28 protein-coding genes are annotated in these 24924 nt (G+C 67.4%); 12 read left to right on the top strand and 16 right to left on the bottom strand.

The window, feature by feature from the left end:
* Together MNI96_RS05710 and MNI96_RS05705 are read right to left on the bottom strand one after the other, a co-directional pair.
* The gene (locus MNI96_RS05710; RefSeq protein ID WP_249691137.1) at positions 1–918 is read right to left on the bottom strand and encodes an ABC transporter permease; all 918 of its coding nucleotides are present in this window, start codon (positions 916–918) and stop codon (positions 1–3) included.
* 180 nt (positions 919–1098) lie between these two features.
* Entirely contained in the window at positions 1099–2595 is a 1497-nt protein-coding gene (locus MNI96_RS05705; RefSeq protein WP_249691135.1) for an ABC transporter substrate-binding protein, read from the bottom strand.
* A 194-nt stretch (positions 2596–2789) separates the two neighbouring features.
* On the opposite strand from MNI96_RS05705, the gene MNI96_RS05700 reads away from it, so the two are divergent.
* Complete coding sequence (locus MNI96_RS05700; protein WP_249691133.1) at positions 2790–3566, top strand: IclR family transcriptional regulator; 777 nt, start codon at positions 2790–2792, stop codon at positions 3564–3566.
* A 34-nt stretch (positions 3567–3600) separates the two neighbouring features.
* Here the strand turns inward: MNI96_RS05700 and MNI96_RS05695 are convergent, their stop codons facing one another.
* The 6 genes from MNI96_RS05695 to MNI96_RS05670 are packed head-to-tail and all read right to left on the bottom strand — an operon-like array spanning position 3601 to position 9605.
* On the bottom strand, positions 3601–4866 hold the full coding sequence (locus MNI96_RS05695) for a four-carbon acid sugar kinase family protein (protein WP_249691132.1): 1266 nt from the start codon (positions 4864–4866) through the stop codon (positions 3601–3603).
* 5 nt (positions 4867–4871) lie between these two features.
* Positions 4872–6170: a ribulose-bisphosphate carboxylase large subunit family protein gene (locus MNI96_RS05690; RefSeq protein WP_249691131.1), complete on the bottom strand. Its 1299-nt coding sequence runs from the start codon at positions 6168–6170 to the stop codon at positions 4872–4874.
* A gap of 8 nt (positions 6171–6178) precedes the next feature.
* Entirely contained in the window at positions 6179–6718 is a 540-nt protein-coding gene (locus MNI96_RS05685; RefSeq protein ID WP_249691130.1) for a VOC family protein, read from the bottom strand.
* An 8-nt stretch (positions 6719–6726) separates the two neighbouring features.
* Complete coding sequence (locus tag MNI96_RS05680; protein ID WP_249691129.1) at positions 6727–8004, bottom strand: TRAP transporter large permease; 1278 nt, start codon at positions 8002–8004, stop codon at positions 6727–6729.
* The gene (locus tag MNI96_RS05675; protein ID WP_249691128.1) at positions 8001–8555 is read right to left on the bottom strand and encodes a TRAP transporter small permease; all 555 of its coding nucleotides are present in this window, start codon (positions 8553–8555) and stop codon (positions 8001–8003) included. Before MNI96_RS05675 ends, MNI96_RS05680 begins: the two co-directional genes overlap by 4 nt.
* A gap of 30 nt (positions 8556–8585) precedes the next feature.
* Positions 8586–9605: a TRAP transporter substrate-binding protein gene (locus tag MNI96_RS05670; protein ID WP_249691127.1), complete on the bottom strand. Its 1020-nt coding sequence runs from the start codon at positions 9603–9605 to the stop codon at positions 8586–8588.
* A gap of 203 nt (positions 9606–9808) precedes the next feature.
* On the opposite strand from MNI96_RS05670, the gene MNI96_RS05665 reads away from it, so the two are divergent.
* The 5 genes from MNI96_RS05665 (at position 9809) to MNI96_RS21970 (ending at position 13749) form a co-directional block, all read left to right on the top strand.
* Positions 9809–10822 (top strand): LacI family DNA-binding transcriptional regulator, encoded by a 1014-nt coding sequence (locus MNI96_RS05665; RefSeq protein ID WP_249691126.1) that lies wholly within the window; start codon positions 9809–9811, stop codon positions 10820–10822.
* Between the two features lie 212 nt (positions 10823–11034).
* The gene (locus tag MNI96_RS05660) at positions 11035–11226 is read left to right on the top strand and encodes a PLD nuclease N-terminal domain-containing protein (RefSeq protein WP_249691124.1); all 192 of its coding nucleotides are present in this window, start codon (positions 11035–11037) and stop codon (positions 11224–11226) included.
* 114 nt (positions 11227–11340) lie between these two features.
* Positions 11341–11532: a NepR family anti-sigma factor gene (locus MNI96_RS05655; protein WP_249691122.1), complete on the top strand. Its 192-nt coding sequence runs from the start codon at positions 11341–11343 to the stop codon at positions 11530–11532.
* The gene (locus MNI96_RS05650; RefSeq protein ID WP_249691120.1) at positions 11532–12110 is read left to right on the top strand and encodes a sigma-70 family RNA polymerase sigma factor; all 579 of its coding nucleotides are present in this window, start codon (positions 11532–11534) and stop codon (positions 12108–12110) included. The genes MNI96_RS05655 and MNI96_RS05650 overlap by 1 nt, the downstream gene beginning before the upstream one ends.
* Positions 12097–13749: a sensor histidine kinase gene (locus MNI96_RS21970; protein WP_249691118.1), complete on the top strand. Its 1653-nt coding sequence runs from the start codon at positions 12097–12099 to the stop codon at positions 13747–13749. Before MNI96_RS05650 ends, MNI96_RS21970 begins: the two co-directional genes overlap by 14 nt.
* 193 nt (positions 13750–13942) lie before the next feature.
* Here MNI96_RS21970 and MNI96_RS05640 read toward each other — a convergent pair whose 3' ends face one another.
* Positions 13943–14122 (bottom strand): DUF1328 domain-containing protein, encoded by a 180-nt coding sequence (locus MNI96_RS05640; RefSeq protein WP_249691116.1) that lies wholly within the window; start codon positions 14120–14122, stop codon positions 13943–13945.
* Positions 14123–14683: 561 nt separating this feature from the next.
* On the opposite strand from MNI96_RS05640, the gene MNI96_RS05635 reads away from it, so the two are divergent.
* The 3 genes from MNI96_RS05635 (at position 14684) to MNI96_RS05625 (ending at position 16130) form a co-directional block, all read left to right on the top strand.
* The gene (locus tag MNI96_RS05635) at positions 14684–15241 is read left to right on the top strand and encodes a PRC-barrel domain-containing protein (protein WP_249691112.1); all 558 of its coding nucleotides are present in this window, start codon (positions 14684–14686) and stop codon (positions 15239–15241) included.
* Positions 15242–15348: 107 nt separating this feature from the next.
* Complete coding sequence (locus MNI96_RS05630) at positions 15349–15699, top strand: ElaB/YgaM/YqjD family protein (protein ID WP_249691111.1); 351 nt, start codon at positions 15349–15351, stop codon at positions 15697–15699.
* A gap of 5 nt (positions 15700–15704) precedes the next feature.
* On the top strand, positions 15705–16130 hold the full coding sequence (locus MNI96_RS05625; protein ID WP_249691109.1) for a hypothetical protein: 426 nt from the start codon (positions 15705–15707) through the stop codon (positions 16128–16130).
* A 2-nt stretch (positions 16131–16132) separates the two neighbouring features.
* On the opposite strand, the gene MNI96_RS05620 is transcribed toward MNI96_RS05625, so the two are convergent.
* Positions 16133–16663, bottom strand: a complete 531-nt coding sequence (locus tag MNI96_RS05620) for a sigma-70 family RNA polymerase sigma factor (protein ID WP_283776334.1) — start codon at positions 16661–16663, stop codon at positions 16133–16135.
* Complete coding sequence (locus MNI96_RS05615) at positions 16660–16884, bottom strand: NepR family anti-sigma factor (RefSeq protein WP_249691106.1); 225 nt, start codon at positions 16882–16884, stop codon at positions 16660–16662. The genes MNI96_RS05620 and MNI96_RS05615 overlap by 4 nt, the downstream gene beginning before the upstream one ends.
* A 134-nt stretch (positions 16885–17018) precedes the next feature.
* Here MNI96_RS05615 and MNI96_RS05610 point away from each other — a divergent pair, with 134 nt between their 5' ends.
* Positions 17019–17813, top strand: coding sequence for a response regulator (locus MNI96_RS05610; RefSeq protein WP_249691105.1), 795 nt, complete (start codon positions 17019–17021; stop codon positions 17811–17813).
* Positions 17814–17900: 87 nt separating this feature from the next.
* Here MNI96_RS05610 and MNI96_RS05605 read toward each other — a convergent pair whose 3' ends face one another.
* Entirely contained in the window at positions 17901–18098 is a 198-nt protein-coding gene (locus MNI96_RS05605) for a CsbD family protein (RefSeq protein ID WP_249691103.1), read from the bottom strand.
* Positions 18099–18269: 171 nt separating this feature from the next.
* Between MNI96_RS05605 and MNI96_RS05600 the strand changes: the two genes are divergently transcribed.
* Both MNI96_RS05600 and MNI96_RS05595 read left to right on the top strand, forming a co-directional pair.
* On the top strand, positions 18270–19868 hold the full coding sequence (locus MNI96_RS05600) for a CHASE domain-containing protein (protein WP_249691101.1): 1599 nt from the start codon (positions 18270–18272) through the stop codon (positions 19866–19868).
* A 174-nt stretch (positions 19869–20042) separates the two neighbouring features.
* A complete protein-coding gene (locus MNI96_RS05595) occupies positions 20043–21182 on the top strand; it encodes an AI-2E family transporter (RefSeq protein WP_249691099.1) in 1140 nt (379 codons plus the stop codon).
* Here the strand turns inward: MNI96_RS05595 and MNI96_RS05590 are convergent.
* The 4 genes from MNI96_RS05590 to MNI96_RS05575 form a co-directional block, all read right to left on the bottom strand.
* Entirely contained in the window at positions 21149–21928 is a 780-nt protein-coding gene (locus MNI96_RS05590; RefSeq protein ID WP_249691097.1) for an iron ABC transporter ATP-binding protein, read from the bottom strand. The genes MNI96_RS05595 and MNI96_RS05590 overlap by 34 nt on opposite strands.
* Positions 21925–22950, bottom strand: coding sequence for an iron chelate uptake ABC transporter family permease subunit (locus tag MNI96_RS05585; RefSeq protein ID WP_502960303.1), 1026 nt, complete (start codon positions 22948–22950; stop codon positions 21925–21927). The genes MNI96_RS05590 and MNI96_RS05585 overlap by 4 nt, the downstream gene beginning before the upstream one ends.
* Positions 22940–23902 (bottom strand): ABC transporter permease, encoded by a 963-nt coding sequence (locus MNI96_RS05580; RefSeq protein ID WP_249691378.1) that lies wholly within the window; start codon positions 23900–23902, stop codon positions 22940–22942. Before MNI96_RS05580 ends, MNI96_RS05585 begins: the two co-directional genes overlap by 11 nt.
* Positions 23903–23969: 67 nt before the next feature.
* Positions 23970–24896: a siderophore ABC transporter substrate-binding protein gene (locus MNI96_RS05575; protein WP_249691095.1), complete on the bottom strand. Its 927-nt coding sequence runs from the start codon at positions 24894–24896 to the stop codon at positions 23970–23972.
* Positions 24897–24924 lie beyond the last annotated feature (28 nt).

Raw genomic sequence — 24924 nt, 5'->3', positions numbered from 1 at the left:
TCAGCCCACCCGGATGCGCGGATCGAGCCAGGCATTGACCAGATCCGACAGGAACGTGAAGACGATGTAGAACAGCGAGAAGATCAGGATCAGCGCCTGCACGGTCGGCAGGTCGTTGCGGGCGATCGACTCCCAGGCGAGATAGCCGGCGCCGTGCAGGGCGAAGATCGACTCGACGACGATGGAGCCGCCGAGCATGAAGCCCATCTGCACGGCGGCAAGGCTCACCACCGGCACCACCGCGTTGCGCAGCGCATGCTTGAACATCACCCGCGTCTCGCTGGCGCCCTTGGCGCGGGCGGTGCGGATGTAGTCGGCGTTCAGCACCTCCAGCATGCCGGCGCGCGTCAGGCGCATGATCGCCGGCATGGCGTAGTAGCCGAGCACGACGGTCGGCATGATGAAGTGCTTCCAGGTCGAGGAGCCGGACGGCGGCAGCCAGCCGAGCTGGATCGAGAAGACGACAATCAGCACCAGGCCGAACCAGAAGCTCGGCATCGCCTGGCCCATCACCGACAGGAACAGCGCGGTGCGGTCGATCAGCGAGTTCGGGCGCATCGCCGCGGCGACGCCGAGCGGGATGGCGGTGACCAGCGCGAAGGAGATGCCGCACACGCCGAGCAGCATCGTCGTCGACAGGCGCTCGCCGATCAGCTGGGCGACCGGCACGCGGAAATAGTAGCTCTGCCCGAAATCGCCCGACAGCGCGCCGAACAGCCAGTCGGCATATTGCACGAGGAAGGGCCTGTCGAAGCCGTAGAGGGCGCGGATCGCCTCGATGTCGGTGGCGGAGGCGTTCTCGCCGGCAATGGCCGAGGCCGGATCGCCGGACATGAACAGCAGGCTGAAGCTCAGCAGCGACACGGTGAAGGTCACCAGAATGGCGAGCCCCAGCCGTTTCAGGGTGAACATAAGCATCTCGGGTTCCGATCGTCAGGCGGCCGCATCATGCGGGGGCGGAGCGAAACGGGCTTGCCAATGGCGCAAGGAGCCGCGCTCCGGACCGGAAGGCGGACGCTCGCTCGGGCATGGCGAAGCTGCGGAAGGCACGATCCGCGCCCGGCGAGAGGAAAGCCGGGCGCGGGTCGCAGTCCGACGCTAGTTCCAGCGAACGTGGAAGAAGCGCACGACCTCGTCCGGGGTCGGGGTGAAGGTCGCCTCCTTCGTGAACACGTAGTTCGCGTTGTAGGAGAACAGCGGCACCCAGTAGGCCTCGTCGGCGATCTTGTTCAGCGCCTTGGAGTAGTTCTCCTTGCGCACCGCCGGATCGACGGAGGTGTCGGCCACGTTGAGCCACTCCAGCACCTCGTCGTCACGGGCGAAGTCTTCCTTGCCGTGCTTGAAGAACTGGCTGGTGATCGCCGAGGCGTCGTTGACCGAGTAGGAGCCCCAGGTCTGGAAGCTCATGCTGGTCTCGCCCTTGTGGCGCATGTCGCGCAGGGCCGAGTACTGCAGGAACTTCAGGTTGGCCCGGATGCCGACATTGGCGAGGTAGGACAGCATCGCCTCGGCATAGGGCCGGTCGCGATAGGCGTAGAAGTCGACCTCGAAGCCGTCCGGATAGCCGGCCTCGGCGAGCAGCGCCTTCGCCTTCTCCGGATCGAACTCGTACTTCGCGACGTCGAGGTCGCAGCCGAACTGGCTCGGGAAGCAGGCCGAATGCACGACCTTCGAGGCGCCCTTGAGCAGGTTGTCGACGATGGCCTGGCGGTCGATGGCATGGGCGATGGCCTGGCGCACCTTGGTCTTGGTCATCGGGTTGTCGGCACCGCTGCGCCCCGCAGCATCGAGCTCCAGATAGCCGATGCGCATGGTGCTCTCGTTGACGACGTTCACCCGGTCCATCACCGCGAGTTTCTCGGCCTGGTCGGCCGGCACGCCCCAGATGAAGTCGAGGCCGCCGCTGAACAGCTCGGCGAGCTGGGTGTTGACGTCCGGAATGGTGCGGATGTCGATGGTGCCGATGGAGGCCATGCCCTTCGGGCCGCCGTGATAGCCCTCGTACTTCTTCAGCACGAAATGCTTGCCCGGCTCGACGCTCTCGACCCGGTAGGGACCGGTGCCGACCGGCTTCAGCGCCATGCCGGCGGGACCGGCCTCGGCGTAATACTCGTTCGGATAGATGGAGACCGGACCGGCGAGATACTCGAGCGCGGCCGGGAACGGACCGTTGGTGAAGATGCGGACGGTGTACTTGTCGACCTTTTCCGCGCCCTTCATCCAGTTGACGTTGCGCTGGACGACGACGCCGTTCTCCGGCTTGGCGACGAACTCGACCGTGTAGACCACGTCGTCGGCGTCGAACTCCTCGCCGTTATGGAACTTGACGCCCTCGCGCAGCTTCAATTCCAGCGTGGTGTCGTCGACCCAGGTCCAGGAGGTCGCGAGGTTGCCCTCGTACTCGCCCGTCTCCTGGTTGAGATAGAGCAGGCCGTCCCAGATGGACCGCTGCAGGATCACGCCCTCGCGGGCGGAATTGAAGTAGCTGTCGACCGATTCCAGTTCCTTGGTGAAGGCGGCGTTCAGCGTGTCGTTGGCCTTGTCGGCCAGGGCGCTGCCGGCAGTCATGACGACGGCCAGCGCAACAGAGCTCATCAGGAGGCGTGTCTTCATCTGCTCAATCAACCGGCGCGGAACCGGTCCCTCTGGTTTAGATTATTATATACTAATACGTTTGACCGTATTATGGTTTAGCGTATTGGCCAGTTTGGAACGTGTCAAGAATCCAAAACTCACGTCATCCGCAAGAATCTTGCGCCAAAGACGGAGCGAAGGGACAGGGAGGGTCTATGCCGAAGGAAAAGCAGGACACTTTGTTCGTCGGCTCGCTCGACAAGGGGCTGCGCGTGCTCAGCCTGTTCAACGAGCATCACACGGTGCTGGGGCTGACCGAGATCGCCGAGCTCACCGGGCTCGACAAGAGCGCGGCGCAGCGGCTGACCAACACGCTGCACAAGACCGGCTATCTCAACAAGGACCCAGAATCGCGGCGCTACAGCCCCTCGATCAAGTTCCTGGAGCTGGGCAACGCCTATCAATGGGCCGACCCCCTGGTGCAGCTCGCCATGCCCAAGGCGATCGAGCTCGGTCGCACGCTCGGCGAGCGGGTCAATGTGGCACGGCTCGCCGGCCAGGAGATCGTCTACGTGATCCGCATTCCGACCCAGCTCACCGCCTTCGGCGCGATGGTGGCCGGACGGCGGTTGTCGGCGCTGACCACCTCGAGCGGGCGGGCGATGATCGCAAGGCTGAGCGAGGCGGAACGCAAGGAGGCGGTCGAGACCTGGCCGATCAAGGTGCTGACGCCCAAGACGACGACCGACCGCAGCAAGATCGCCGCAGCCATCGAGGAGGCGGTCGCCTGCGGCTACGGGCTCACCCATAGCGAGAACATCATGAACGAGATCGGCATCGCCGCGCCGATCATGTCCGGCGACGGGCGACCGGTCGCCACCGTGCAATGCTCGGTGTCGAGCCTGAAATGGAGCGTGGAACGGGTGCGCGGGGAACTGGCCCCGCACCTGATCGAGGTCGCCAACTCGATCCACCTGCCGCGCGGCGCGTAAGGCCGCACGTCGGGACACAGGTCAGGCGGCGAAGTCAGGCGGCGAAACGGTCGAAGAGATCCGGCGGGCCGACCTGCCCGCCCTTGAGCATCAACCGCATGCCGTCGAGCGGCGTGCCCGGCGCATGGCCGCGGCAGACGGCGACGCCGGAGCCGGCGCGCGCGACGAAGGAGAGGCTATCGAAGCCGAGCCGGCGCACCACCGCCCCCGAGGTGTCGCCGCCGGCGACCGCCAGCGCGGAGACCGGATGCAGGGCGAGAATGCGCGCGGCAAGCTCGGCAAGGCTTTCGGACAAGGCGTCGGGCGCAAGACCGTAATCCGCATCCGGATCGAGATGGGCGAGCACATGGGTGCCGGCGGCGAGCATCTGCGCGCAGCGCGCCGCGAAAAGCCCCTGCCCCTCCCCCGCGATGTCTCCCGCACCGAGGGCAAGGCGCGTGTAGCGCGATGCGGCTGCGACCTGGGCCGCCGTTGCCGCCGAACGGCTGCCGGCAAGCGCGAGGCGCGGCCCGGGAACCGGGGCGAGCGCGGACGCCTCGGACCCCGTCTCGGCCGGCTTTCCCGCAACCGCCTCGGCAACGCCGCTGGCGCCGACCAACAGCAAGGGCCGGCCGCCGGTCTCCAGCAGCGACAGGGCAAGGCCCAGCATCTCGATATCAGTGCCATCGACCGCATCGACCAGCACGCGGCGCCCGCCGCCCGCGATCATCGCCGCAAGGGTGGTGGCCGCATCGGGAAGGTCGGGCCGCGACAGCAGCGAGATATCGCCGAGCCCCTGTGCCGCCAGATGTCGGCGCAGGTCCGCCTCGCCCATCGGCGTGACCGGATGGCGGCTCATCACCGGATGGCGGTCGATGCGATGCACCTGCCCGTCGGGTGCGCGCGCAAACAGCGTGCCGAACAGGCAGAAGCGATGCAGGCCGGGCTGGCCGCCGACAATAACCGTGAGCGCCGGCGACAGCTCCTCCTCCAGCACGGCGACGGCCGCGCCGACATTGCCCACATGCGGGGCGGAATCGAAGGTGGAGCAGATCTTGTAATGCACGAAGCGGGGCAGGCATCCCCGCACCAGCGGCATCAGGGCGCGCAGGCGCGGCTCGACCTTAGACGGCGCGCAGGCGCGAAAGTCGGTGGCGATGCCGACGGCCGGAAACGCCCCCCGCCCGCGCGGCGTCTCCGGCAGGCGGTCAAGGCCTTGCCGCTCCAGGCACAGGCGCGCGCCGATGCCGGCTTCCGCGAGCGTCGCCAGCGTGTCCGACGCGCCGGTGAAATCGTCTCCGATGAAGACGTAGCCGCTCATGCCCGTTACCCGGCCGTTTTCCCGAAGAAGGACAGCGCCCCGGCAAGCTCCGGCCGGGAGCTTGCGGCCTGCTCCAGATCCTCGTTGGCGGCCACCGCCTCCCACGCTTGGCGCAGGCTGGCGACGCCGGCCGCCGGGCCCGAAGGATGGGCAAGGATGCCGCCGCCGGCCATGAACAGGAAGTCGCTGGACCCGGCAGCGCGCGCGGTGACCGGCAGAGTGCCGGCCCACTGGCCGGAGGAAAAGGCCGGCATCACCGCATCCGAGGCATCCGGGGCGTCGACGGCAAGCGGCTCAAGGCAGCGGCGCGCCGCCTCCTCGACCTCTCGGGGAGCGTCGGAGAACTTGCCGCCGATGCCGTGCACATGCATGTGGTCGACGCCGGCAAGACGGTAGAGCGCCTGGTAGGCGTCGAAGCCGATGCCGAGCAGCGGATGGCGGGCGAAGGCGCCGAAGCCGTTGCGGTGGCCATGCACGACGAGCGGCGTCGAGCGGCGCAGCGACTGCATCGCCGACAGGCCGCACCAGTTGAGGCTGGCCATGACGCAGGAGCCGCCCTCGCGCTCCACCAGGTCCGCATGGCGGCGCATGGCGTCGAGCTCGTCGGTGATGTTGAAGGCGACCATGACAGTGCGGCCGCTGCGCTCGCGATAGGCCCGCACCTGCGCCATCACCGCGCGAACGCGCGCCTCCAGCGGCGCATGGACCGGGTCGGCGCAGATCTCGTCGTCCTTGATGAAGTCGACGCCGGCCTCGCACAGGTCCGCAACCAGCGTGGCGATCTCGTCGGCGCTGAGGCCGACATTCGGCTTGATGATCGTGCCGAAGAGCGGCCGACCAGCGACGCCGAGCACCGCGCGGGTGCCGGCGACGCCGTGCAGCGGCAGGTCGAAGCGGGTGCGATAGGCCTGCGGCAGGGCGACATCGACGAGACGCAGCCCCGTGACCTCGCCGAGATCGTAGAGGTTGCCCGCGACCGTCGCGGCAAAGGTCGGCAGGTTGGCGCCGATATTGGCGAGCGGATAGGCGATGCGCACCCGCGCGCGCCGCCAGGGACCGGGCGTGCCCTGCCGCTCGAGCCAGGCGCTGGCAAGGCTCGGGGCGGTCGCCGGCTCCAGCTCTTCCACGGCGAGAACCTCGGCGCCGGCGCGCCCGCGCAGCTCGTCGCTCTCGCCGGCAACGCGCACGAAGGTGCCGCAGCTCTGCTCGCCCGCCATGATCGCCGCGACCTTTTCCGGCGCGAGCGGCGTCTCGACCAGATAGGTCGCCTCGACGCTGTCGGGTTTCAGGGGGATCGCCCGCATCGCGCGCCTCAGATCGCGGAGAGGTCGGGGAAGGGACGGACCGGATCGCTGCCGTCCCAGCCGTCGGAGGCCTTGCGGATCAGGTCGAACATGCGGCCCTTCGGCCCCATCACCTCGGACAGCTCGATCACCGTGCCGGGATGGGCCTCGCGGTCGAAATAGGCGAAGCGCCCGTTGGCGCCGACCTTGCCGCTCATCTTCACGCGGAAGCCTTCGGCCTCCATGCGGGCAAGATCGGCATCGTAAGCTTGCGTCCAGTAGGCGACATGCTGCAGCCCGCGATGGCCGGCGAGCCGGAAGTCGCGATACATCGACGGGGCGTCGTTGCGGGTCTGGATCAGCTCGACCTGCACCGGGCCGCTGTTGGCCAGCGCGACGGAATTGTGGACCTCGAAGGACTGGCCGTCGTAGCGGTAGTCCTCGATGGGCACCTTCGGATTGTAGTACCACGGGCCGACGCCCATGACCTTGTGCCAATGCTCCATCGCCGCTTCGATGTCGTCGACCACGTAGCCGAGCTGGCGGATTGCGCCGAGAAACCTGCTCATGAAGAACCCTATTGCGAGAGAAGTCGGGGAAGCCACGTCGACACGGCCGGCACGGCCGAGACGACCAGCAGCGACAGCGCGAGGGGCAGGAAGAAGGGCAGCACGCCGCGGATGACCGAATGGACCGGCATCCTGGCGACGATGGAGACCATGTAGAGGCTCATGCCGATGGGCGGCGTCAGCAGCCCGATCATCAGGTTGAGCACGAAGACGATGCCGAGCTGCAGCGGATCGACGCCGGCCTGGTGCAGCGCCGGGGCGACGATGGGCGCGATGATCAGGATCGCCGCGATGGATTCCAGGAACATGCCGACGACGAGCAGCAGCAGGTTGACCAGCAGCAGCAGCACCAGCGGATTGTCGGAGAGGCCGAGCAGCACCTGGCCGGCCATCGCCGGCACCTGGTCGAGCGTCAGCACCCAGGCGAAGACGGCCGCCGTCGACACGATGAAGAGGATGCCGGAGGTCGCCTCCACCGTTTCGCGCAGGCTCTCCCACACGGCCCTGAAGGTCAGCGTGCGATAGACGAGGAAGCCGATGGCGAGCGCATAGGCGACCGTGACGCCGGCGACCTCCGTCGGGCCGAAATAGCCGCTGAGCAGCCCGCCGATCAGGATCACCGGGGCGATCAGCGCCGGCAGCGAGATCGCCGCCTTGCGGGCGACGGCGGAAAGCGACGGGCTGACCGTGTCGCGCGGCAGGTTGTAGATGCGCGCCATGACGGCGACCTGCACCATCAGGAAGGCCGTGATCAGCAGCGCCGGGACGATGCCGGCGACCAGCAGCTGCACCGCCGAGACATTGGTGACGCTGGCATAGATGATCAGCGGGATGGAGGGCGGAAAGATCGGCCCGATGGTCGCCGCCGCGATGGTGATGCCGGCGGCGAAATCGCGCCGGTAGCCCTGCGCCGACATCTGGTCGATCTGGATCTTGCCGAGCGCACCGATATCGGCGAGCGCGGCGCCCGAGACGCCGGAAAAGATCAGGCTGACGAGGATCGACACCTGGGCGACCGCGCCGCGGATGCGCCCGACGACGAGGCGCACCAGGTCGAAGATATGGGTGGTGACGCCCATCGCGTTGAGCAGGCTCGCCGCCAGGATGAACAGCGGCACGGCGAGCAGCGGCGTCGAATCGAGCGCATTGATGCCGCGCTGCGCCAGCACATGCACCGGCAGGTCGAAGCCGACGATGGCCACCGCCGAGGCAAGGCCGAGGGCGACGGCGATCGGCGCGCCGAGCAGCAGCGCGGCGGAAAAGACGAGGAGAAGCACGAGGCTCATGGCAGGGCCTGATCGGAACCGGGGGGCGTCTCGCCGCGAAGAAGCGCGAGCAGACGGGCAAGGGTGACCAGCGCCAGCAGCACCATCGCGACGATGGCGGGCGCGTAGAACACCCAGTTGGGGATGCCGAGGGTCGGGGTGGCGAACTTCCACGCCCGCCCGAGGAAACGGTAGAGCCCGTAGAGGAAGAAGAGCGCGAAGGCGAGGACGCTGAGTTCGACCAGCATGCCGGTCCAGCGACGGGCGCCGAGGGGCAGCGACATCGGCACCAGTTCCACCGCCACGTGCCGGCCCTGCAGCGCCAGCAGCGGCACGCAGAGGAAGACGAGCGCGACGCCGCAGAAGCGGGCAAGCTCGTCCGCCCAGGGCATGCCGAGATCGAGCAGGTTGCGGCCGAGCACCTGGCCGACCACCAGCACGCTCATCGCCATCAGCAGCAGCACGGCGAGGGTGCGGCAGCTCGCCGCCGCACCCGCAAGGAGCCTGCCGCCCGGAGGCGTGCGATCGGCCCCTCCGGAATCAGGGGAGACTGGATCGGTCGCGCCGGTCATGGCCGCACCCTTTTCGCCAGTGTTCGGGGATCAGGAGATCGCCCGGATCTTCTCGTAGAGGGCACCGTATTTTTCGCCGAAGCGCTCGTCGACGAGCTTGCTGACCGAGGCGCGGAAGGCCTCCACATCGAGCCCGTCCTCGGGGCCGATCACCGTCATGCCGGCCTCGCGCAGCGCCTCAGTGTCCTTCTCCTCGTTCTCCTGGATCGCCTTGGTGGCGCGCTCGCGGATCTCCAGCGAGGCGGCAGCGACCGCCTCCTTCTGGGCCGGCGACAGGGCCTGCCAGGCGTCCTCGTTCATCACGACGACCTCGGCATTGGACATGTGGCCGGTCAGCATGAGATGCGACTGCACGTCGTAGAGCTTGACGTTGAGGATGACGTTGACCGGGTTCTCCTGGCCGGCGACAACGCCGGTGGCGAGCGCGGTCGGGACCTCGGACCAGTCGACCGGGACGGGGGCGGCACCCATGCCCTCGATGGCGGCCTGGTAGATCGGGAAAGGCACGGCGCGGATCTTCTCGCCGGCAAGGTCGGCCGGCTTGTAGACCGCCTTGTTGGCGGTGAGATTGCGGCGGCCGAAATAGTGAGCGTAGATCACGCGGACATTGGCCGCCTCGATCAGGCCCTGGTTGAGCTCCTGCATCACCGGCGAGTTGATGTCCATCACCTTCATCAGGTGGTCGATGTCGCGGTAGAGATAGGGCGTGTCGAGCGCCGCGAAGGGCTCGTAGAGCGAGCCGATGCCGCCGGCGGTGTTGTGCGAGAAGGCGATGGTGCCGAGCGAGACCGCCTCGGCCAGTTCCTGCAGCTTGCCGAGCTGCGAGGACGGATAGACCTGCACGGCGATGTCGCCGCCCGAATGCCTGCCCACCGCTTCCGCGAACCAGTCGGCCTGGGCGCCGGCGACGCTGGCCGGCTCGTTGTTGTGGCCGTAGCGCAGGGTGAGCGACTGGGCGCGGGCAAGGCCTGGCGCCATGGCGAAGGCACCCGCACCGAGACCGAGCGCAAGGGCGCCGCGCCGCGTGACGGAAAACAGCTGTCTGGTCATTGCTTCCTCCCAAGATGGTTCCATGGCCCGGATTGACCGGAGGCTCATGAGGTATTTTGACGATCCTCAACCGATGAAGGTCGCCGAAATCCGTTCCTCTTGACAAAAGGCTACGAAGCCGTGAGCATCACGTCAAACATCAAATATTGAGGTATTTTGAGGTGCCCTCAGGAGAGATCCGTCTCCCGTCCCAGACCCCCTCCATGGCGGACCTGGCCGAAGCGGCCGGGGTGTCGCTGGCAACCGTCGACCGGGTGCTGAACCGCCGCAAGGGCGTCAAGGACCGCACGGTCGCCCGCGTGCTCGCGGCGGCGGTGGAGCTCGGCTACATGAGCGCGGAGGAGCGCGAGAAGCTGGGCGGCCGGCGCCCGCCCAACGTCGCCTTCCTGCTGCCGATGGGCACCAACCCCTATCTGCGCCTGCTCGGCGACAAGGTGCGTGGCGTCGCCGACACCCAGACCCGCGACGCCCCGCCGCTGCGCTGCTTCTTCATCGAGAGCTTCGACGCCGGCGCGCTGGCCGCCGCCCTGCGCCACCACGCCCGCTGGGCCGACGGCATCGCCTTCATGGCCATCGACCACCCGCTGGTGCGCGAGGCCGCCGAAGAGGTGAGCGCGGGCGGCACCCGCCTCGTCACCATCGTCTCCGACCTGCCGCACCCGGCGCGCGAGGCCTATGTCGGGCTCGACAACCAGGCGGCCGGCCGCACCGCCGCCCTGCTGCTCGGCCGGTTCTGCGGCGCGCGCGAGGGCAGCGTCGCGCTGGTCGCCGGCAGCCGCACCTACCGTGCCCATGCCGAGCGCGAGATGGGATTCCTCGGCCTGCTGGAGGAGACCTATCCGGACCTCAGGGTCGTCGGCATGCGCGAGGGCCACGACGACCGCAACGAGAACTACAACCACACCCGCTCGCTGCTGGAGCAGAACCCGGACCTCGTCGGCATCTACAATGTCGGCGGCTCGTCCGACGGCATCGCCAGGGCGCTGGCCGAAAAGGGCATGGGCGACCGGGTCGTGTTCATCGGCCACGGCCTGACCGCCGACACCCGCCGCCTCCTCATCGAGGGCACGATGGACGCGGTGATCAACTCCGACCCGGACCAGGTGATCGGTGAGACGCTGGCCCGTTTCGCGCAGCCGGCAGACGGCGCGGGCCTGCGCCCGCCGCTGAAAATGGATCTGATCTTCCGCGAGAACATTCCCTCGCAATACCTTTAACCGGCTAATCCGGTTTTCTCCGGAAGCCTCTGCACCGGCATGCAAACTTTCCGTAGCGTCGCGGGAACCAAATCGCGCCGATGCACGTTCATCTCCCGACATCGCCTGTTTTGACAGGGCGGAACGGCGGCCGCCGGCCTCGTCCCGCGCCGCAAAGTGACGCGGTCGACCGACATGCACGCCGCCTGCGCGGCCGCAAAAGGAGTACGAACATGGGTATCGAGGTGGGGGGCCTGCTCGGCCTCGTCATTCTGGTTCTGGACGTCTACGCAATCATCAAGATCGTCGGCTCGGGCGCCTCCACGCTCGCGAAGGTCGTCTGGGTCGTCCTGATCCTGGCACTGCCCGTCCTTGGCTTCCTCATCTGGCTTGTGGCCGGCCCTTCGCGCCCCGCAACCGTTTGACGCTCCGTTCGCCAGCCCCGCAACGTCCGCATCGGTAAAAAGTACGGCGCCGGATGGAACCAAGTCCGACACCGCGCGTTTACGGTGCGGAGCTGAAGAAGGATTTTTCTGCCTATGCTAAATTACAGCGAGAAGTCCCTGAAGAAAGCGCCACCGAACACATCGGAAAGCGATGTCCACTCTCGCATCAGCAACCAGCTGCAAACCTACTACAACGAGGTGCTGACCCAGCCCCTGCCCCGAAGGTTCGAGGACCTGCTGAAGAAACTGGACGAAAACGGCGGTTCCGAGGGGGAGACCCGGTAATGAGCGAGCACAGCTTCGAGCTGAAAGAGGAAATGGTCGCCTGCATTCCCAGCCTGCGCGCCTTCGCGGCCTCGCTGGTCGGGATGGGCGACCGCGCCGACGACCTGGTCCAGGAAGCCCTGATGAAGGCGTGGTCCAATCTCGGCCGCTTCGAGCCCGGCACCAACATGAAGGCCTGGCTGTTCACGATCCTGCGCAACACGCTCTACTCGACGCATCGCAAGCGCAAGCGCGAGGTGCAGGACGTGGACGGGCGCTATTCGGCAACGCTCGCCTCCCATCCCAATCAGACGGGGCATCTCGATCTCGACGATTTCTGCCGGGCTCTCGACCAGCTTCCCGACGACCAGCGCGAAGCGCTGATCCTCATCGGGGCTTCCGGCTTTTCCTATGAGGAAGCCGCCGAGATTTGCGGCTGCGCCATCGGCACAGTAAAAAGTCGCGTCAACCGCGCCCGCGCCCGGCTGGCCGTCATCATGGGAACAGAGTCGACGAGCGAGTTCGGACCGGATCGAGCCGTGGAAGCTGTCCTCGCCCTTTCTCCCGGTACAACGGTGAAGATCAGTGCCATGGAGTAAACTGCCGCCCAACAGCACCCGGCTTGATCGACGGCTGTTCGCGCATATCGCTGCAGCCCTCATCCCCCTCGCCGCTCTCGCCTTCCTGCTGTCCTATTCCGATCTCGAGCGACGCTCCCAGGAAGAGCACAGGCGCTTCCTGGACTATGCCCGCCTGATCGGACAGTCGAGCGCCAAGGCGATTGCGCGTGCCGAAGGCTATGCCAGCGCGCTGACCTCCCAGGACTCCCAGGTCCTGGGAGATTGCCGTCGTGTGTTCTCCGCCATGCGCGAGGACCTGATCGAGGCGACCGAGCTTGCCATCTTCCGCGGCGAGGTGCCCATGTGCAACCTCGGCCTCGGCGAGGACGGCCAGATCGTGCAGCGCCCGCTCGGAACGCCGGGCGACGCCGTTTCCGAACCTTCCGCCAAGACCATCACCATCTCCAGGACCAACGAGGCCAGCGGCACCCGCATCGATATCGGCCTGCGGCCGCAGACGCTGCTGATCGCCCCGATCACCGCGACGGCGGCGACCAATATCGGCTTTGCCCTCGTCGACAAGAACAGTGCGGTGCTCGCCTCCCACGTCTACGAGGAGAACGACATCGGCAACTTCCTGCAGGTGGTCGGCGAAACCCGCGCGGACGGGGCGGACTTTTCCGAAAGCGATCGCGGCTGGTTCGTCGGCTCCAGCGTGCTGCCCGGCACCGACTACCGGGTCGTCACCGCCAGCCGGTCGCCCGAACACCGGCTGGAACTGTGGTTGACGGTGCTGCGCGCGCTGCTTCCGCCGCTCATCCTGCTGGCTGTCGTCTTCGTGGTGCTGCGCTACGGCATCCAGCGATTCCTGCTGCGCTATCTCAGCCACATCTATTCGACCTTCCGCCAGTACGGCACGGGAAACACCCGTGCGCGCGTCGGCCAGCTGGCGGGCGCCGCGCCGGAGATCGACCTGCTCGGCGTGACCTTCGACATGATGGCCGACCGGATCGAACGGCGCACCCACGACACCGAGGCCGCTCTCGCCGAGCAGCGCCGGCTGAGCCGCGAACTGCATCACCGCATCAAGAACACGCTGCAGATGATCATCAGCCTGGTCAGCATGCAGCGCCGCGACGCGACGGGCCCGCGCGAGAAGGCGGCCCTTCGGGTGACGCTGGAGCGGATCCTGGCGATCTCGGCCGCCTACCGGGTGTCCTACGCCTCGACCGAGGGCACCAATGTGGCGCTGACGGCCCTGGTGCACGAGGTGGTGGAGGCCTTGCGGGGACCGGCAACGCTGCCGCAGGGCCGGGTCCGCATCCAGACCAATGCCGGCGCCAATGCCGCGGAGATCGACCTCGACCGCGCGATCCCGCTCGCCTTCATCCTGGCCGAGCTGTTGCCGCCGCGGTTCGACTGCCTGCTGCCGGGAGAGGTCATCACCATCGAACTGGCCGGGGCCGACAGGATCGCCATGGTGATTTCCGGCGCCAGCCAGATCAACGACACGCTGGACGGCAACGAGACGGGCACGCCGGCCTCGCTGCGCTCGCGCCTGGTCCATGCCTATCTCCACCAGCTCGACGCGACCTGCGGCATGGAGGAGGCGACGGCCCGGCTGGAGATCCCGCTGCACCCGAGACCCGCGCATCAGGCTTCCGCATCGATGCACTGATGTCCCGCGCGCGTCTCGTCTTCAGTCTTTCGGGCCGGCAGGGATCTGTCGGCCTTTTTCGTCTTTCGTCCGGCACAGGAGGCCGCACGCAAAAAAGGCGCCGCGGGGGTTGAGACCCCGCGGCGCAGCAGGCAGGCGGACAGACGAGGGAGGAGTGAGCAGGCCGCCTGCGTCGACGGTCGATCGGCTGCTGTCAGACCGTCGGCGGGCGTCGGCCGCTGACCAGACCGTAGACCAGCGAAATCACGAAGAGGATGATCGCGACGACGAAGATGAGCTTGGCGATGCCCATGGCCGTGCCGGCGATCCCGCCGAAACCCAACACCGCCGCAATCAGCGCGACAACCAGGAAGGTCAGAGCCCAACCGAACATGTTACTTCTCCTTTGAACAGCTTCCCGGTAGCGCATCCGTTTCGCGAAACCGGTACTCATGTCCCATGCGGCGACAAGAACGGGTCGATTACTGAAGCAACCCGGCTTGCCTTACGCTTGCACCATCGTGCATGGTCATGAAGTCAACCCGCCAGCAGCTGATTTGTTCAATCCGGTCTGATTTTTTTTGAAGAGGCGCGCGATCGACAGGCGACACTGTCTGCCGCCCGACCGGCCGGCATTTTTCCAAGAACCTCTCCTGCAGGCGCAGGCCCCCGCCTCCCTCACGCGCGTTTCGCGCGCGCGCCCGACGCGCGCGCGGAGTCGCGCACGCGCACACCTGTTCTTTTTGCGGAGGCGCCCACCACTGTTGCCGGACGGCGTCCGCAGGGCTTGCCCATGGAGAAGAAAAGCACACGGAAAATCGAAAAATCGGGAACGCGCCCGGAACCTTTCGCCGGCGAGAGGGTTGTTCTGTCGTGACCGCAACGAAACCTGAGCCGAACCCAAGATCGGCGCGCAGGTTCGGGTTACGAGACATCAAATCAGGAGACTAAAGACATGATCCGCACGCTTCTGACGACCACCGCCCTCGCCGCCGCCCTGACCACCGGCGCCCTGGCGCAGGACCAGAAACTCAAGGAAGACACCGGCGTGACCCCGGCGGCTCCCGAGATGAACGCGACGCAGCCGGCTCCGGCCAATGACGCCGCCGCCCCGAGCGCGACCCCGAGCATGGACGCTCCGGCGACCTCCGGCGACACGGCCACCGCCCCGGCAACCCAGGAGCGCGACATCCTGGCCGAGGTCGGCGTGACCACCGCCGAGGAACTGATCGGCAGCACCGTCTACAGCGCCGACGACAGCGACATCGGCGAGGTTTCCGATGTTGTCGTGTCGAGCACGGGCGAGATCGAGTCCCTGGTGATCGACGTCGGCGGCTTCCTGGGCATCGGCGCCAAGCCGGTTGCCGTGGAGCTGTCCTCGCTGGAGGTCCGTCGAAACGAGAACGGCGATCCGCGCATCTACACCACGCAGACCCAGGAGACCCTGGAAGCAATGCCGGAGTTTTCGGCCGACGCCGTTGACGGTGTCCGCGACGCCGCGCCGGTCGAGTAATCGATCGACCCAGGCAGTCAAAGGGAGGTGCCGGCGCAGTCGGCGCCTCCTTTCTCCGTTGCCCGCCGCATGACGGCGGCAACGTTTCTTCCCTCAAGGAGACACCCATGCCGACCACCGCCGACACCAAGTCTGCCGCCGCCGCTGCCAAGGCCGCCCGCGCCGACGACGAAGCCGCGTCGATCCAGGAGAACATCGAGCGCCTGCGCGGCGACATCTCCTCCCTTGCCAAGTCGATCTCGCGCTACGGCACCGAGAAGACCGGCGAATATACCGAGCGTGCCAGCAAGGCCGGCAAGGACATTGCCGACGTTTCCCAGCAGACGCTCGACAGCCTGACCGAGGAGCTCAACCGCCTCGAGCGCTCGCTGACCGCCCATGTCCGCCGCAAGCCGCTGCAGTCGCTCGGCATCGCCGCCGGTATCGGCTTCCTGATCGCCCTGCTGTCGCGGCGTTGACCGCAATGCTGCGCCTTGCCTCTATCCTGGCACCGATCCTCTCGGTGGACCTCGGCGCAGCCCTGCGCCGAGCCCGCCGCTCCGCCCTGTTCTGGGCGCTGACCGGGCTGTTCGCCCTGGCCGCCTATGCGGCCGCGCTCGTCTCAGCCGGCCTTGCGCTCGCAGCCCACTATCCGCCGGCGACCGCAGCGCTGATGGTCAGCCTGTCGCAGGTGGGACTGGCCGCACTGGCGCTGCTCGGCCTTGCGATCAGCAATGCGGTGGAACGGCGGCGCCAGCAGAAGAGAGACAGCCAGCGGAACCTGGCGACGACCGCGGTGCTCGCCGCGGCGCTGCCGATGCTGCAGTCGCGCAAGGGCCTGGCCTTTGCGGCCCTCGCCGGCCTTGCCGTTATCCTGGCGACCCGGCGCGGCGACAGCGACGCGGACTGATCCTAGACGGAAGAGCCCGCCGCCTCGTCCTCGGGAAGCGCCATGAGCTCCCGCAGCCGCGCGCGCGCCCGGTGCACGCGGCTTTTCAGCGTTCCGGTGGCGCAGCCGCAGATCTCGGCCGCCTCCTCGTAGGAAAAGCCGGAGGCCCCGACGAGCACGATCGCCTCGCGCTGGTCGCTCGGCAGGGCATCGAGCGCGTGGCGGAATTCGTTCATGGCGATGGACGCGTGCTGGCTGGGCGCCACGGACAACTGCCCGGCGAGCTTTTCGTCCTCGTCCTGGACTTCGCGGGAGGATTTGCGCAAGAGGCTGTAGAAGCAGTTGCGCAGGATGCGAAACAGCCAGGCGCGCATGTTGGTGCCGGCAATGAAGCTCGCCCTAGCCTTCCAGGCGTTGAGGATCGTGTCCTGGACGAGGTCGTCGGCCAGGTCGGCGCGCCCGCACAGCGATACGGCGAAGGCCCGCAGGGCCGGAAGCTGCGCCAGCATCTCGCGCTTGAAATCGGCCGAGGAAAGCGCAGTTTCCGCCGTCATTTGCCGGGCTTCTCCGACGCCGCCTTCTCCGCCTCGTCGAGCTGTTCCAGCAGGTCGAGGAACCGGTCCGGGGTGCCCTCCTCCTGCACGGTGTCGTAAAGCTCCCGCAGGCGCTGCGTGATGTATTCCTGGCTCGCAGCCTCATGCGCTTCCGAGACGGCGGGGCGCCCCGTCTTCGCCGGTATCGTCGTTCCCGGTCCCGTCTTCTTCGTTCCGTTCATCCCAAAGCACCCGGTTCGTCCGTTTGACCCACTATAACCACCAGAGAAAAAAAAGCGCGAGGGAGGGAACTTTTCTCTCAGGCCCGCGTTAGACTGAATGTTGAGCGCCCGGACGGGCAGACAGGGAGTTCCACATGCCACTTTCGAACCGCATTGCGCCCCATCTTCCCTACTTGCGTCGATACGCAAGAGCGGTGACAGGGTCGCAGCAGTCGGGCGATGCCTACGTCGCCACCACACTGGAGACGCTGATTGCGGACGTTTCCTCGTTTCCCGAGACCGGCAACGACCGCGTCTCCCTGTACAAGGTCTTCGCGGCCGTCTTCGGATCCGTCCAGATGGACATTCCGCCCCTCGATTCGCCCTTCGCCTGGGAACGCCGGGCAACGGCGAACCTGTCCATGCTCCCCTCGCCGGAGCGCCAGGCATTTCTCCTGACATCGGTGGAAGGCTTCGCGCCGGAGGAAACCGCGCAGATCCTCGACGTGCCGGTCGACGAGGTGGAGGTCCTGCTGTCGGACGCGGCCCGCAACATCTCCCAGCAGATCGCGACGGACATCCTCATCATCGAGGACGAGCCGCTGATCGCCATGGATATCGAACATATCGTGACGGAGCTGGGCCACCGGGTCTGCGGCGTCGCCCGCACCCACAAGGAGGCGGTCGAGCTGTTCGCCCGCAAGAAGCCGCGGATGATCCTCGCCGACATCCAGCTGGCCGACGGCAGCTCGGGGATCGACGCGGTGAACGACATTTTGAAGAGCGAGCCGATGCCGGCGATCTTCATCACCGCCTTCCCCGAGCGCCTGTTGACGGGCGAACGCCCCGAGCCGGCCTTCCTGATCACCAAGCCGTTCAATCCCGACATGGTGCGGGCGCTGATCAGCCAGGCCCTGTTCTTCGACCAGACCGTCGAAGCCGCGGCCTGATCGGGCCTGAATGGTCTTGTCTGTCCAGATCCGGCCCCGCGCCACCGATGAGGTGGCGCGGGGCATTTCATGCGAGCGCCGGGAGGCTTACGAGCGGCCGAGCCAGTCGTCGACCTCGCGCTCGGCTTTCTCTTCCGCCATGCCGTAGCGCTCCTGGATCTTGCCCACCAGCTGCTTCCGGTTGCCGGCAATCACGTCCATGTCGTCGCCGGTGAGGTCTCCCCAGCGCTCCTGGACCTTGCCCTTGAATTGTTCCCAGTTGCCTTCGATCTGGTTCCAGTTCATGAAGCTCTCCTTGTACTTCAACGCGAGTTGACCTCGCATGAAGCGAACCCCCGGCCGGGAAAAAGGTTCCGCCGGGACTGCAGACGTACCGTTTCCGCAGGGGCCGCAGCGGGACGGAGCGCAGGCCCGGCTGCTGCGCAAACGAAGGACCCGGCGCGATGGAAAGATGACGTGATCCGGCTTCTGCCTCCGAGCATTCTGATCGTCGTCGCCCTGGCCGGCGCCGGGATGACGATGGTCGTGTACCGGGCGGAAAACGCCGCCGACCGGATCCGTTTCGAAACCATCGCGCAGGCCGCAGCCGACCGTGTCGTCGACCGCACCCGCCAGCACATCGCCCTGCTCGTTTCCACCCATGCCTTCTTCGCCGCCCACGAGAGCGAAGTGGCGCGCGATGCCTTCGCGCGCTTCACCGCCTCGCTGGGCCTGCAGAAGGACTACGAGGGCATCCGCGGCATCGGCTATGCGAGGCTGATCCGCACCGGCGAGGAGGCCGGGGCCGAACGCGACATCGCCGCAGCCTACGGGATCGACCGGGTGGTCTGGCCGGACACGGCGCTGGAGCAGCGCACGCCCATCGTCATGCTGGAGCCGCCGGACGAGATGAACCGCGCCGCCCTCGGCTTCGACATGTTCAGCGAGCCCAACCGGCGCGCAGCAATGCTGGCAGCGCTGGAAAGCGGCGCTCCTCGCGCCAGCGCGCCCGTCGAGCTCGCCCAGGAGATCACCGAGGACAAGCAGGCCGGCTTCCTCGTCTACATTCCCTTCCGCGCGGCCGCGGACGGTCCGATCGCCGGTTTCGTCTATTCCCCCTTCCGCGCCGGCGACCTGCATGCCGCCGCGCTCGGCGGCTCGACCCGCCTGCCGCTGACCTTCCAGACCGCCGACACGACCGAAGCGGAGGCGGTCGTTCTCTTCCGCTCCGAAGGCTTCGGCGACAGCGAGCCCTTCAAGAACCTGAAGACCCAGCGCACCGTCGATATCGCCGGGCGCAAATGGACGTTCAGCGCCCATGCGACACCGGACTTCCGCGGTCGGGACCAGCATCTCTATTCGATGGTAACGGGCGCGATCTCGCTGCTGCTGGCGCTGGCGCTGGCAATGTCGACGCGGTTCCAGATCAAGTCGGTGCAGGCGGCCCGCGCCCTGCAGGCCGCCTCGCAAAAGGCGGTGCAGGAAAAGGACCTGATGCTCCAGGAGATGAAGCACCGGATCAAGAACTCCATCGCGAGGGTGCTCGCCATCGCCCGCCAGACCGCCGCGAATTCCGAAAGCATCGACGAGTTCTCCCAGTCCTTCTCCGCCCGGTTGCACGCGATGGCGAACGCCCAGGACATGCTGACCCGCTCGCACTGGCGCCGGGCGGACCTGCGCGAGCTGCTGACGACCGAGCTGAATCAGGTGCTGGGCCCCGATTTCGGCGAGGAGCGGATCGAGGGGCCCAAGGTCCTGCTCGACGAGCGCACCACCCAGGCGCTCGGCCTCACCTTCCACGAACTCGCCACGAACGCGCTGAAATACAGCGGCATCGCCCGCGGCGAAGGCGACCTGCGGATTTCCTGGACCCTCGTCGGCAAGCGCAGGCACCGGGAGCTGCAACTCGACTGGGTGGAGACCTCCTCCGCGCCGGTCGAACCTTCGGGCAGCGCCGGCTTCGGTACGCGGCTCATCGACGCCAATATCCGCGGCGAGCTGGGCGGCCGGCTGGAGCGCGAGCATCGCCCCGACGGGGTGCGCGTGCGCATGATGATCCCGCTGAAGGATATCTGAGACGGAGACCGGCAAGGCCCCGTCTTTTCCCCGACCCCGCCTTGCCCTCGGGAACCTTTTTGCCGGCTGCCGCGTTGAACATCGCAGGCCGTGCGCTCCATGTTGTCGGGACAGGCGGGCGGAACCCTCGGCACGTTGCACGAACTGCATTCACGACTTTCGGGGAAGACGACCTTGTCGGCGACGGATTGGGAAACGGTGCTCGCCAATGCGGCACGCCTTGCGGTGATCGTTCTCGGCCTTCTGGCCGTGCTGCTGGCCATCGACCACGCCCAGATGATCCTCGCGCCGATCTTCCTCGCCGTGGTCATCGGGTTGATGTTCGGCCCGCTGTCGGACAGAATCGAGCAATTCGGCATTCCCACCTGGATTTCGGCACTCGGCGTCGTCGCCGCCTTCCTCACCCTCATCGCCATGACCGGAACCGCCTTCGCGGTGCCGCTGTCGGACTGGATGGACAAGCTGCCGGAGATCTGGGCGAAGCTGCAGTCGCAGCTGACAAGCTGGCAGGGTGTCATCGCGTCGTTCGGCGGCATGCAGGAGGAACTGCGCTCAGCTCTCGGCGAGACCACGGGCATGAAGGTGGAGGTGGACGACACCTCGGCGGTGGAGAGCGTCGCCTATTTCGCCCCGGCCCTGACGGCACAGATCGTGCTGTTTCTCGCCAGCATGTATTTCTTCATCGCCACGCGGAAGCAGTTCCGCGAGGCGGTGCTCGCCTTCTGCCCGACCTCGGCCCTGCGCGCCAGCGCAAGGCGCATCTTCGAGGATGTCGAGGCCAGAGTGTCGCGCTACCTGCTGTCGATCACCGCGGTGAACATCGTCCTCGGCCTTGCCGTGTCGCTGGCCCTGTGGGCGCTCGGCGTGCCCTCGCCGATGCTGTGGGGCCTGCTCGCCGGGGTATTGAACTACGTGATCTATATCGGGCCGGCGGTGATGGCCCTGCTGCTGACCGGCGTCGGCCTTGCCACCTCCGAGACGACCTTCGGCATCCTGGCGCCGCCCCTCGTCTACCTGTTCCTCAACCTGCTGGAGGCGCAGTTCCTGACCCCGGCGGTGCTGGGGCGCACGATGACGCTGAACCCCTTCGTCGTGCTGCTGGCCATCGCCCTGTGGATCTGGCTGTGGGGGCCGGTCGGCGGCTTCATCGCCGTACCGTGCCTGCTGATCCTCGATACGGTGCTGACCAACATGCTGCCCCTGAACGAGGCGACCGATGGCGCACAGGGCGACGCCTCGCCCATCGGAGTTGCCGTGCCGCCCGCCTCGGCCGCCCCGGCTCAGGCGCCGGCCGCACCCTCGGGCAGCGCATAGGTCGTCACGAACTGGCCGTCCAGCCGGTGCGCGGAAATGGGTATGTCGTAGATCGCCGTCAGGTTGGCGCCGGTCATCACCTCGCCGGCGCTGCCGTGGCACACGACCCGACCGTCCTTCATGCCGATGATGCGGTCGGAGAAGTTTCCCGCGATATCGATGTCGTGCAGGACCACCACCACCGCCTTGCCGAAGCGCCGCGAGGCGTCGCGCAAGAGGTGCATCATCGACACCGCATGGCGGATGTCGAGGCTGGCGAGCGGCTCGTCGAACAGCATGTAGTCCGTGTCCTGGGCCAGCACCATGGCGACATAGGCGCGCTGGCGCTGGCCGCCGGAAAGCTCGTCGAGGAAGCGGTCGGCGATGGGCTCCAGCCCGAGATAGGAAAGCGCCCGGCCGATCATCGCTTGGTCCGCCTCTCCCAGGCGCCCGCGCGAATGCGGATAGCGGCCGAAGGCGACGAGATCGCGCACGGTGAGCCGGGCGGCAATGCTGTTGTCCTGCTTCAGGACCGAGAGCCGGCGCGACAACTCCTCGCCCGGCGTCGTCGCGACGTTCAGCCCGTCGACGGCGACCGTGCCGCGGTCGGCGGCGAGCAGCCGCGCGATCAGGCCGAGCAGGGTCGACTTGCCCGCCCCGTTCGGCCCGATGATGCCGGTGAGCCCGCCGCGCGGAATGGTCAGGCTGACGCCGTCGACGACGACATGCCCGTCATAGGCCTTGGTCAGTCCCTCGATCTCGATCAACGCGCCATTCCCCTCAGCAGCATGACGATGAACAGGATGCCGCCGACGAACTCGGTGACGATGCCGACCGCCGAGCCGAAGCCCAGCATCTGTTCCAGCACCAGTTGGCCGCCGGCGAGCAGCAGGATGCCGATGAGCGCCGCCCCGACCAGCACATGCGCATGGCGGAAGCCCGGCACCAGCAGATAGGCGACATTGGCGACCAGCAGGCCGAAGAAACTGACCGGCTCGAAGCCGTTGAGCGGCCCGACAAGGGCGGTGGCGACGCAGACCTGCAGCGACACGAGGATGAGGATCAGCGAGACGGTGCGCCGATAGTCGAGCCCCAGGTTGATCGCCTGGTCGCGGCCGAGCAGCAACACGTCGAGCCGGCCGCGCAGGCGCCACAACACCAGCGACACGGCGACGATCACCAGCGTGGCGATACCCAGAAGGTCCGGCGCGACGCCGTTGAAACTGGCGAAGAGGCGATCCTGCAGCACGACGAACTCGTTCGGATCGATGATCCGCTGCAGCAGCACCATCGTGCCGCGGAACAACAGGCCGAAGACGACGCCGACCAGCAGCAGCACCTGCAGGCCCCGCCGCGCGCCGAGGAACAGCCAGCGATAGAGCGCGAGCGAGAAGGCCAGCATCGCCGCCGTCTCCACCGCGAAGAGCAGGCGGCTGTCGACGCTGGCGAGCCGCGCGGAGCCGAGGAAGAAGACGAACGAGGTCTGCAGCAGCGCATAGAGCGCGTCGAAGCCCATGATCGACGGGGTGAGGATGCGGTTGCCGGCAATCGTCTGGAAGATCACCGTCGAAATGGCGATGGCGCTCGCCACCACGCAGATCGCCAGCAGCTTGCGCCCGCGAAAGGCGAGCGCGAACTCCCAGTTGCCCTTGACCCCGACGGTCATGAAGGCGACCGCCACGACGAGGACCGCCAGCGCCAGCAAGGACAGCACCACGGCGGGCCGGCGTAGCGCCGCCTTGAGGCCGAAGCGGGAGGGCACGGCCGAAAGGGCGTGGTCATGCGGCACGGGAGGGACGTCCCAGCAGGAGATAGAGGAAGACGAGGCTGCCGAGCACGCCGAAGACGGTACCGGCGGGGATCTCGTAGGGCGCGACGATGATGCGGCCGGCAATGTCGCAGGCCAGCACCAGGCCGGCGCCGCAGATCGCCATCCAGGGCAGCGAGCGGCGCAGGTTGTCGCCCATGGCGAGGCTGACGAGATTGGGCACCACCAGCCCGAGGAAGGGGATGGAACCGACCGTCGTCACCACCAGCGCCGAGATCAGCGAGACGATGACGAGGCCGACGGCGAGCGTGCGTCCGTGGTCGAGGCCGAGATTGCGGCTCATGTCGCGGCCGAGCCCGGCGATGGTGAAGCGGTCGGCGGCGAGATAGGCAAGGATGCTCAGGGCCAGCGTCAGCCACAGAAGCTCGTAGCGGCCGGCGATCACCACCGAGAAGTCGCCGTTGCGCCAGGCACCGAGCGACTGGATCAGCCCGTGGTGATGGGCGATGTAGGCGGTGAGCGAACCAATGATGCCGCCAAACATGATGCCGGTCAGCGGCACCAAGAGCGGCGAGCCGGGCGGCACCGCACGCAGAAGGCGCAGGAACAGCGCGGTGCCGGCACAGGCAAAGCCGGCGGAAACCAGCGACTTCACCACCACCGGGCTACCTGGAAAGAACAGCAGCATCACCAGCATGCCGAGGCCCGCCGCCTCCGTGGTGCCGGCGGTGGTCGGCTCGACGAAGCGGTTGCGCGTCAGCATCTGCATGATGACGCCGGCAATCGCCAGGCACGAGCCGGCGAGCATCAGCGCGGCGGTGCGCGGCAGCCGGCTCTCGAGAAGCGCGACCAGCGCCGCCTCCCGCGTTGCCGGATCGAGCAGCCGGCCGGGCGTCAGGTCGGCGACGCCGACGAAGAGGCTGACGCTTGCCAGCGCCAGCAGGGCAAGGAGCCCCGCGGCAAGGCCTTCTATCGGGCCGGAACGTCTCGTCGCCATGTCAGGTGTCGCTGTTCATGGAAGGGGCCGCACCACGAAACGCTCAGTCGAGCGCGGCGGCGATCTCGTCCACCATCGCCTGCATGGCGGTGAGGCCGGTGCCGCTGAGATACCAGCTGTCCGGGTCGAGATAGACCACCCGGCCGTTGCTCCAGGCCTTGGTCCGGCGGACGATCTCGTTGTCGAGCAGGACGCTGGCCGCCTGGCCGCGCTGGCCGATGGCCGCGTCGCGGTCGATGACGAAGAGCGTGTCCGGATCGGTCTTGAGGAGGAACTCGTAGGAGACCGCCTGGCCGTGGGTGGCGACCGCAAGGTCGGTGGCGGCGGGCGCAACGCCGAACACCGTGTGGATGATGCCGAAGCGCGAGCCGGGGCCATAGGCGCTCATCCGCCCGCCGGTGGTCATGAGGATGAGGCCGGTGCCGGCGCCCTTCGCCTTGTCCCTGAGCGCGGCGATGGAGGCATCGAGCGCGGCGATGCGGCGCCCGGCCTCTTCCTCCCGCCGGGTGATGCGCGCCAGGAGCCGCACCTTGTCCTTGGCGTCCTCGATGTAGCGGGAGGCATCGACCGTGACGTCGACGGTCGGGGCGATGGCGGCAAGCTCGGCATATTTGGCGGCCGAGCGCCCGCCGGTGACGATGAGATCGGGCGCGGCGGCCGCGACCGCCTCGAAATCCGGCTCGAACAACGAGCCGATCTTGGGATAGGCGGCCTCGTCGTATTTTCGAAGGTAAGCCGGCTTCACCCCTTTCGGCACGCCGGCGACGGGAACGCCCAGCGCATCCAGCGTGTCGAGCGCGGCAAGGTCGAAGACGAGGATCGTCTTCGGGCCGAGCGGCACCTCGCTGGTGCCCTGCGCATGTTCGACCGCGATCGTTTCGGCGTGCAGCGGCGCGGCGGGGACGAGCAGCAGGGCGCAGGCCGCAAGAGCGGAGAGCAGGGAAACGCGGAAACAGGCGGGTATTTGCATGTCGTCCATCCGTTGGATGTGGGCACGG

This window comes from Stappia sp. WLB 29 (genome assembly GCF_023507705.1).
GTDB lineage: Bacteria > Pseudomonadota > Alphaproteobacteria > Rhizobiales > Stappiaceae > Stappia.
Note: the sequence above shows the minus strand (reverse complement) of the source record. Positions and strands in the feature narration are given on the sequence as shown.

What these genes read in the sequence shown, in the direction of transcription:
- MNI96_RS05665 (WP_249691126.1), top strand. Translation starts at nt 9,809, where the DNA reads ATGGCGGACCTGGCCGAAGCGGCCGGGGTGTCGCTGGCAACCGTCGAC.
- MNI96_RS05640 (WP_249691116.1), bottom strand. Translation starts at nt 14,122, where the DNA reads ATGTTCGGTTGGGCTCTGACCTTCCTGGTTGTCGCGCTGATTGCGGCG.
- MNI96_RS05575 (WP_249691095.1), bottom strand. Translation starts at nt 24,896, where the DNA reads ATGCAAATACCCGCCTGTTTCCGCGTTTCCCTGCTCTCCGCTCTTGCG.
- MNI96_RS05660 (WP_249691124.1), top strand. Translation starts at nt 11,035, where the DNA reads ATGGGTATCGAGGTGGGGGGCCTGCTCGGCCTCGTCATTCTGGTTCTG.
- MNI96_RS05615 (WP_249691106.1), bottom strand. Translation starts at nt 16,884, where the DNA reads ATGAACGGAACGAAGAAGACGGGACCGGGAACGACGATACCGGCGAAG.
- MNI96_RS05695 (WP_249691132.1), bottom strand. Translation starts at nt 4,866, where the DNA reads ATGAGCGGCTACGTCTTCATCGGAGACGATTTCACCGGCGCGTCGGAC.
- MNI96_RS05670 (WP_249691127.1), bottom strand. Translation starts at nt 9,605, where the DNA reads ATGACCAGACAGCTGTTTTCCGTCACGCGGCGCGGCGCCCTTGCGCTC.
- MNI96_RS05610 (WP_249691105.1), top strand. Translation starts at nt 17,019, where the DNA reads ATGCCACTTTCGAACCGCATTGCGCCCCATCTTCCCTACTTGCGTCGA.
- MNI96_RS05710 (WP_249691137.1), bottom strand. Translation starts at nt 918, where the DNA reads ATGCTTATGTTCACCCTGAAACGGCTGGGGCTCGCCATTCTGGTGACC.
- MNI96_RS05680 (WP_249691129.1), bottom strand. Translation starts at nt 8,004, where the DNA reads ATGAGCCTCGTGCTTCTCCTCGTCTTTTCCGCCGCGCTGCTGCTCGGC.
- MNI96_RS05625 (WP_249691109.1), top strand. Translation starts at nt 15,705, where the DNA reads ATGCTGCGCCTTGCCTCTATCCTGGCACCGATCCTCTCGGTGGACCTC.
- MNI96_RS05605 (WP_249691103.1), bottom strand. Translation starts at nt 18,098, where the DNA reads ATGAACTGGAACCAGATCGAAGGCAACTGGGAACAATTCAAGGGCAAG.
- MNI96_RS05685 (WP_249691130.1), bottom strand. Translation starts at nt 6,718, where the DNA reads ATGAGCAGGTTTCTCGGCGCAATCCGCCAGCTCGGCTACGTGGTCGAC.
- MNI96_RS05700 (WP_249691133.1), top strand. Translation starts at nt 2,790, where the DNA reads ATGCCGAAGGAAAAGCAGGACACTTTGTTCGTCGGCTCGCTCGACAAG.
- MNI96_RS05630 (WP_249691111.1), top strand. Translation starts at nt 15,349, where the DNA reads ATGCCGACCACCGCCGACACCAAGTCTGCCGCCGCCGCTGCCAAGGCC.
- MNI96_RS05690 (WP_249691131.1), bottom strand. Translation starts at nt 6,170, where the DNA reads ATGCGGGCGATCCCCCTGAAACCCGACAGCGTCGAGGCGACCTATCTG.
- MNI96_RS05705 (WP_249691135.1), bottom strand. Translation starts at nt 2,595, where the DNA reads ATGAGCTCTGTTGCGCTGGCCGTCGTCATGACTGCCGGCAGCGCCCTG.
- MNI96_RS05620 (WP_283776334.1), bottom strand. Translation starts at nt 16,663, where the DNA reads ATGACGGCGGAAACTGCGCTTTCCTCGGCCGATTTCAAGCGCGAGATG.
- MNI96_RS05635 (WP_249691112.1), top strand. Translation starts at nt 14,684, where the DNA reads ATGATCCGCACGCTTCTGACGACCACCGCCCTCGCCGCCGCCCTGACC.
- MNI96_RS05655 (WP_249691122.1), top strand. Translation starts at nt 11,341, where the DNA reads ATGCTAAATTACAGCGAGAAGTCCCTGAAGAAAGCGCCACCGAACACA.
- MNI96_RS05675 (WP_249691128.1), bottom strand. Translation starts at nt 8,555, where the DNA reads ATGACCGGCGCGACCGATCCAGTCTCCCCTGATTCCGGAGGGGCCGAT.
- MNI96_RS05650 (WP_249691120.1), top strand. Translation starts at nt 11,532, where the DNA reads ATGAGCGAGCACAGCTTCGAGCTGAAAGAGGAAATGGTCGCCTGCATT.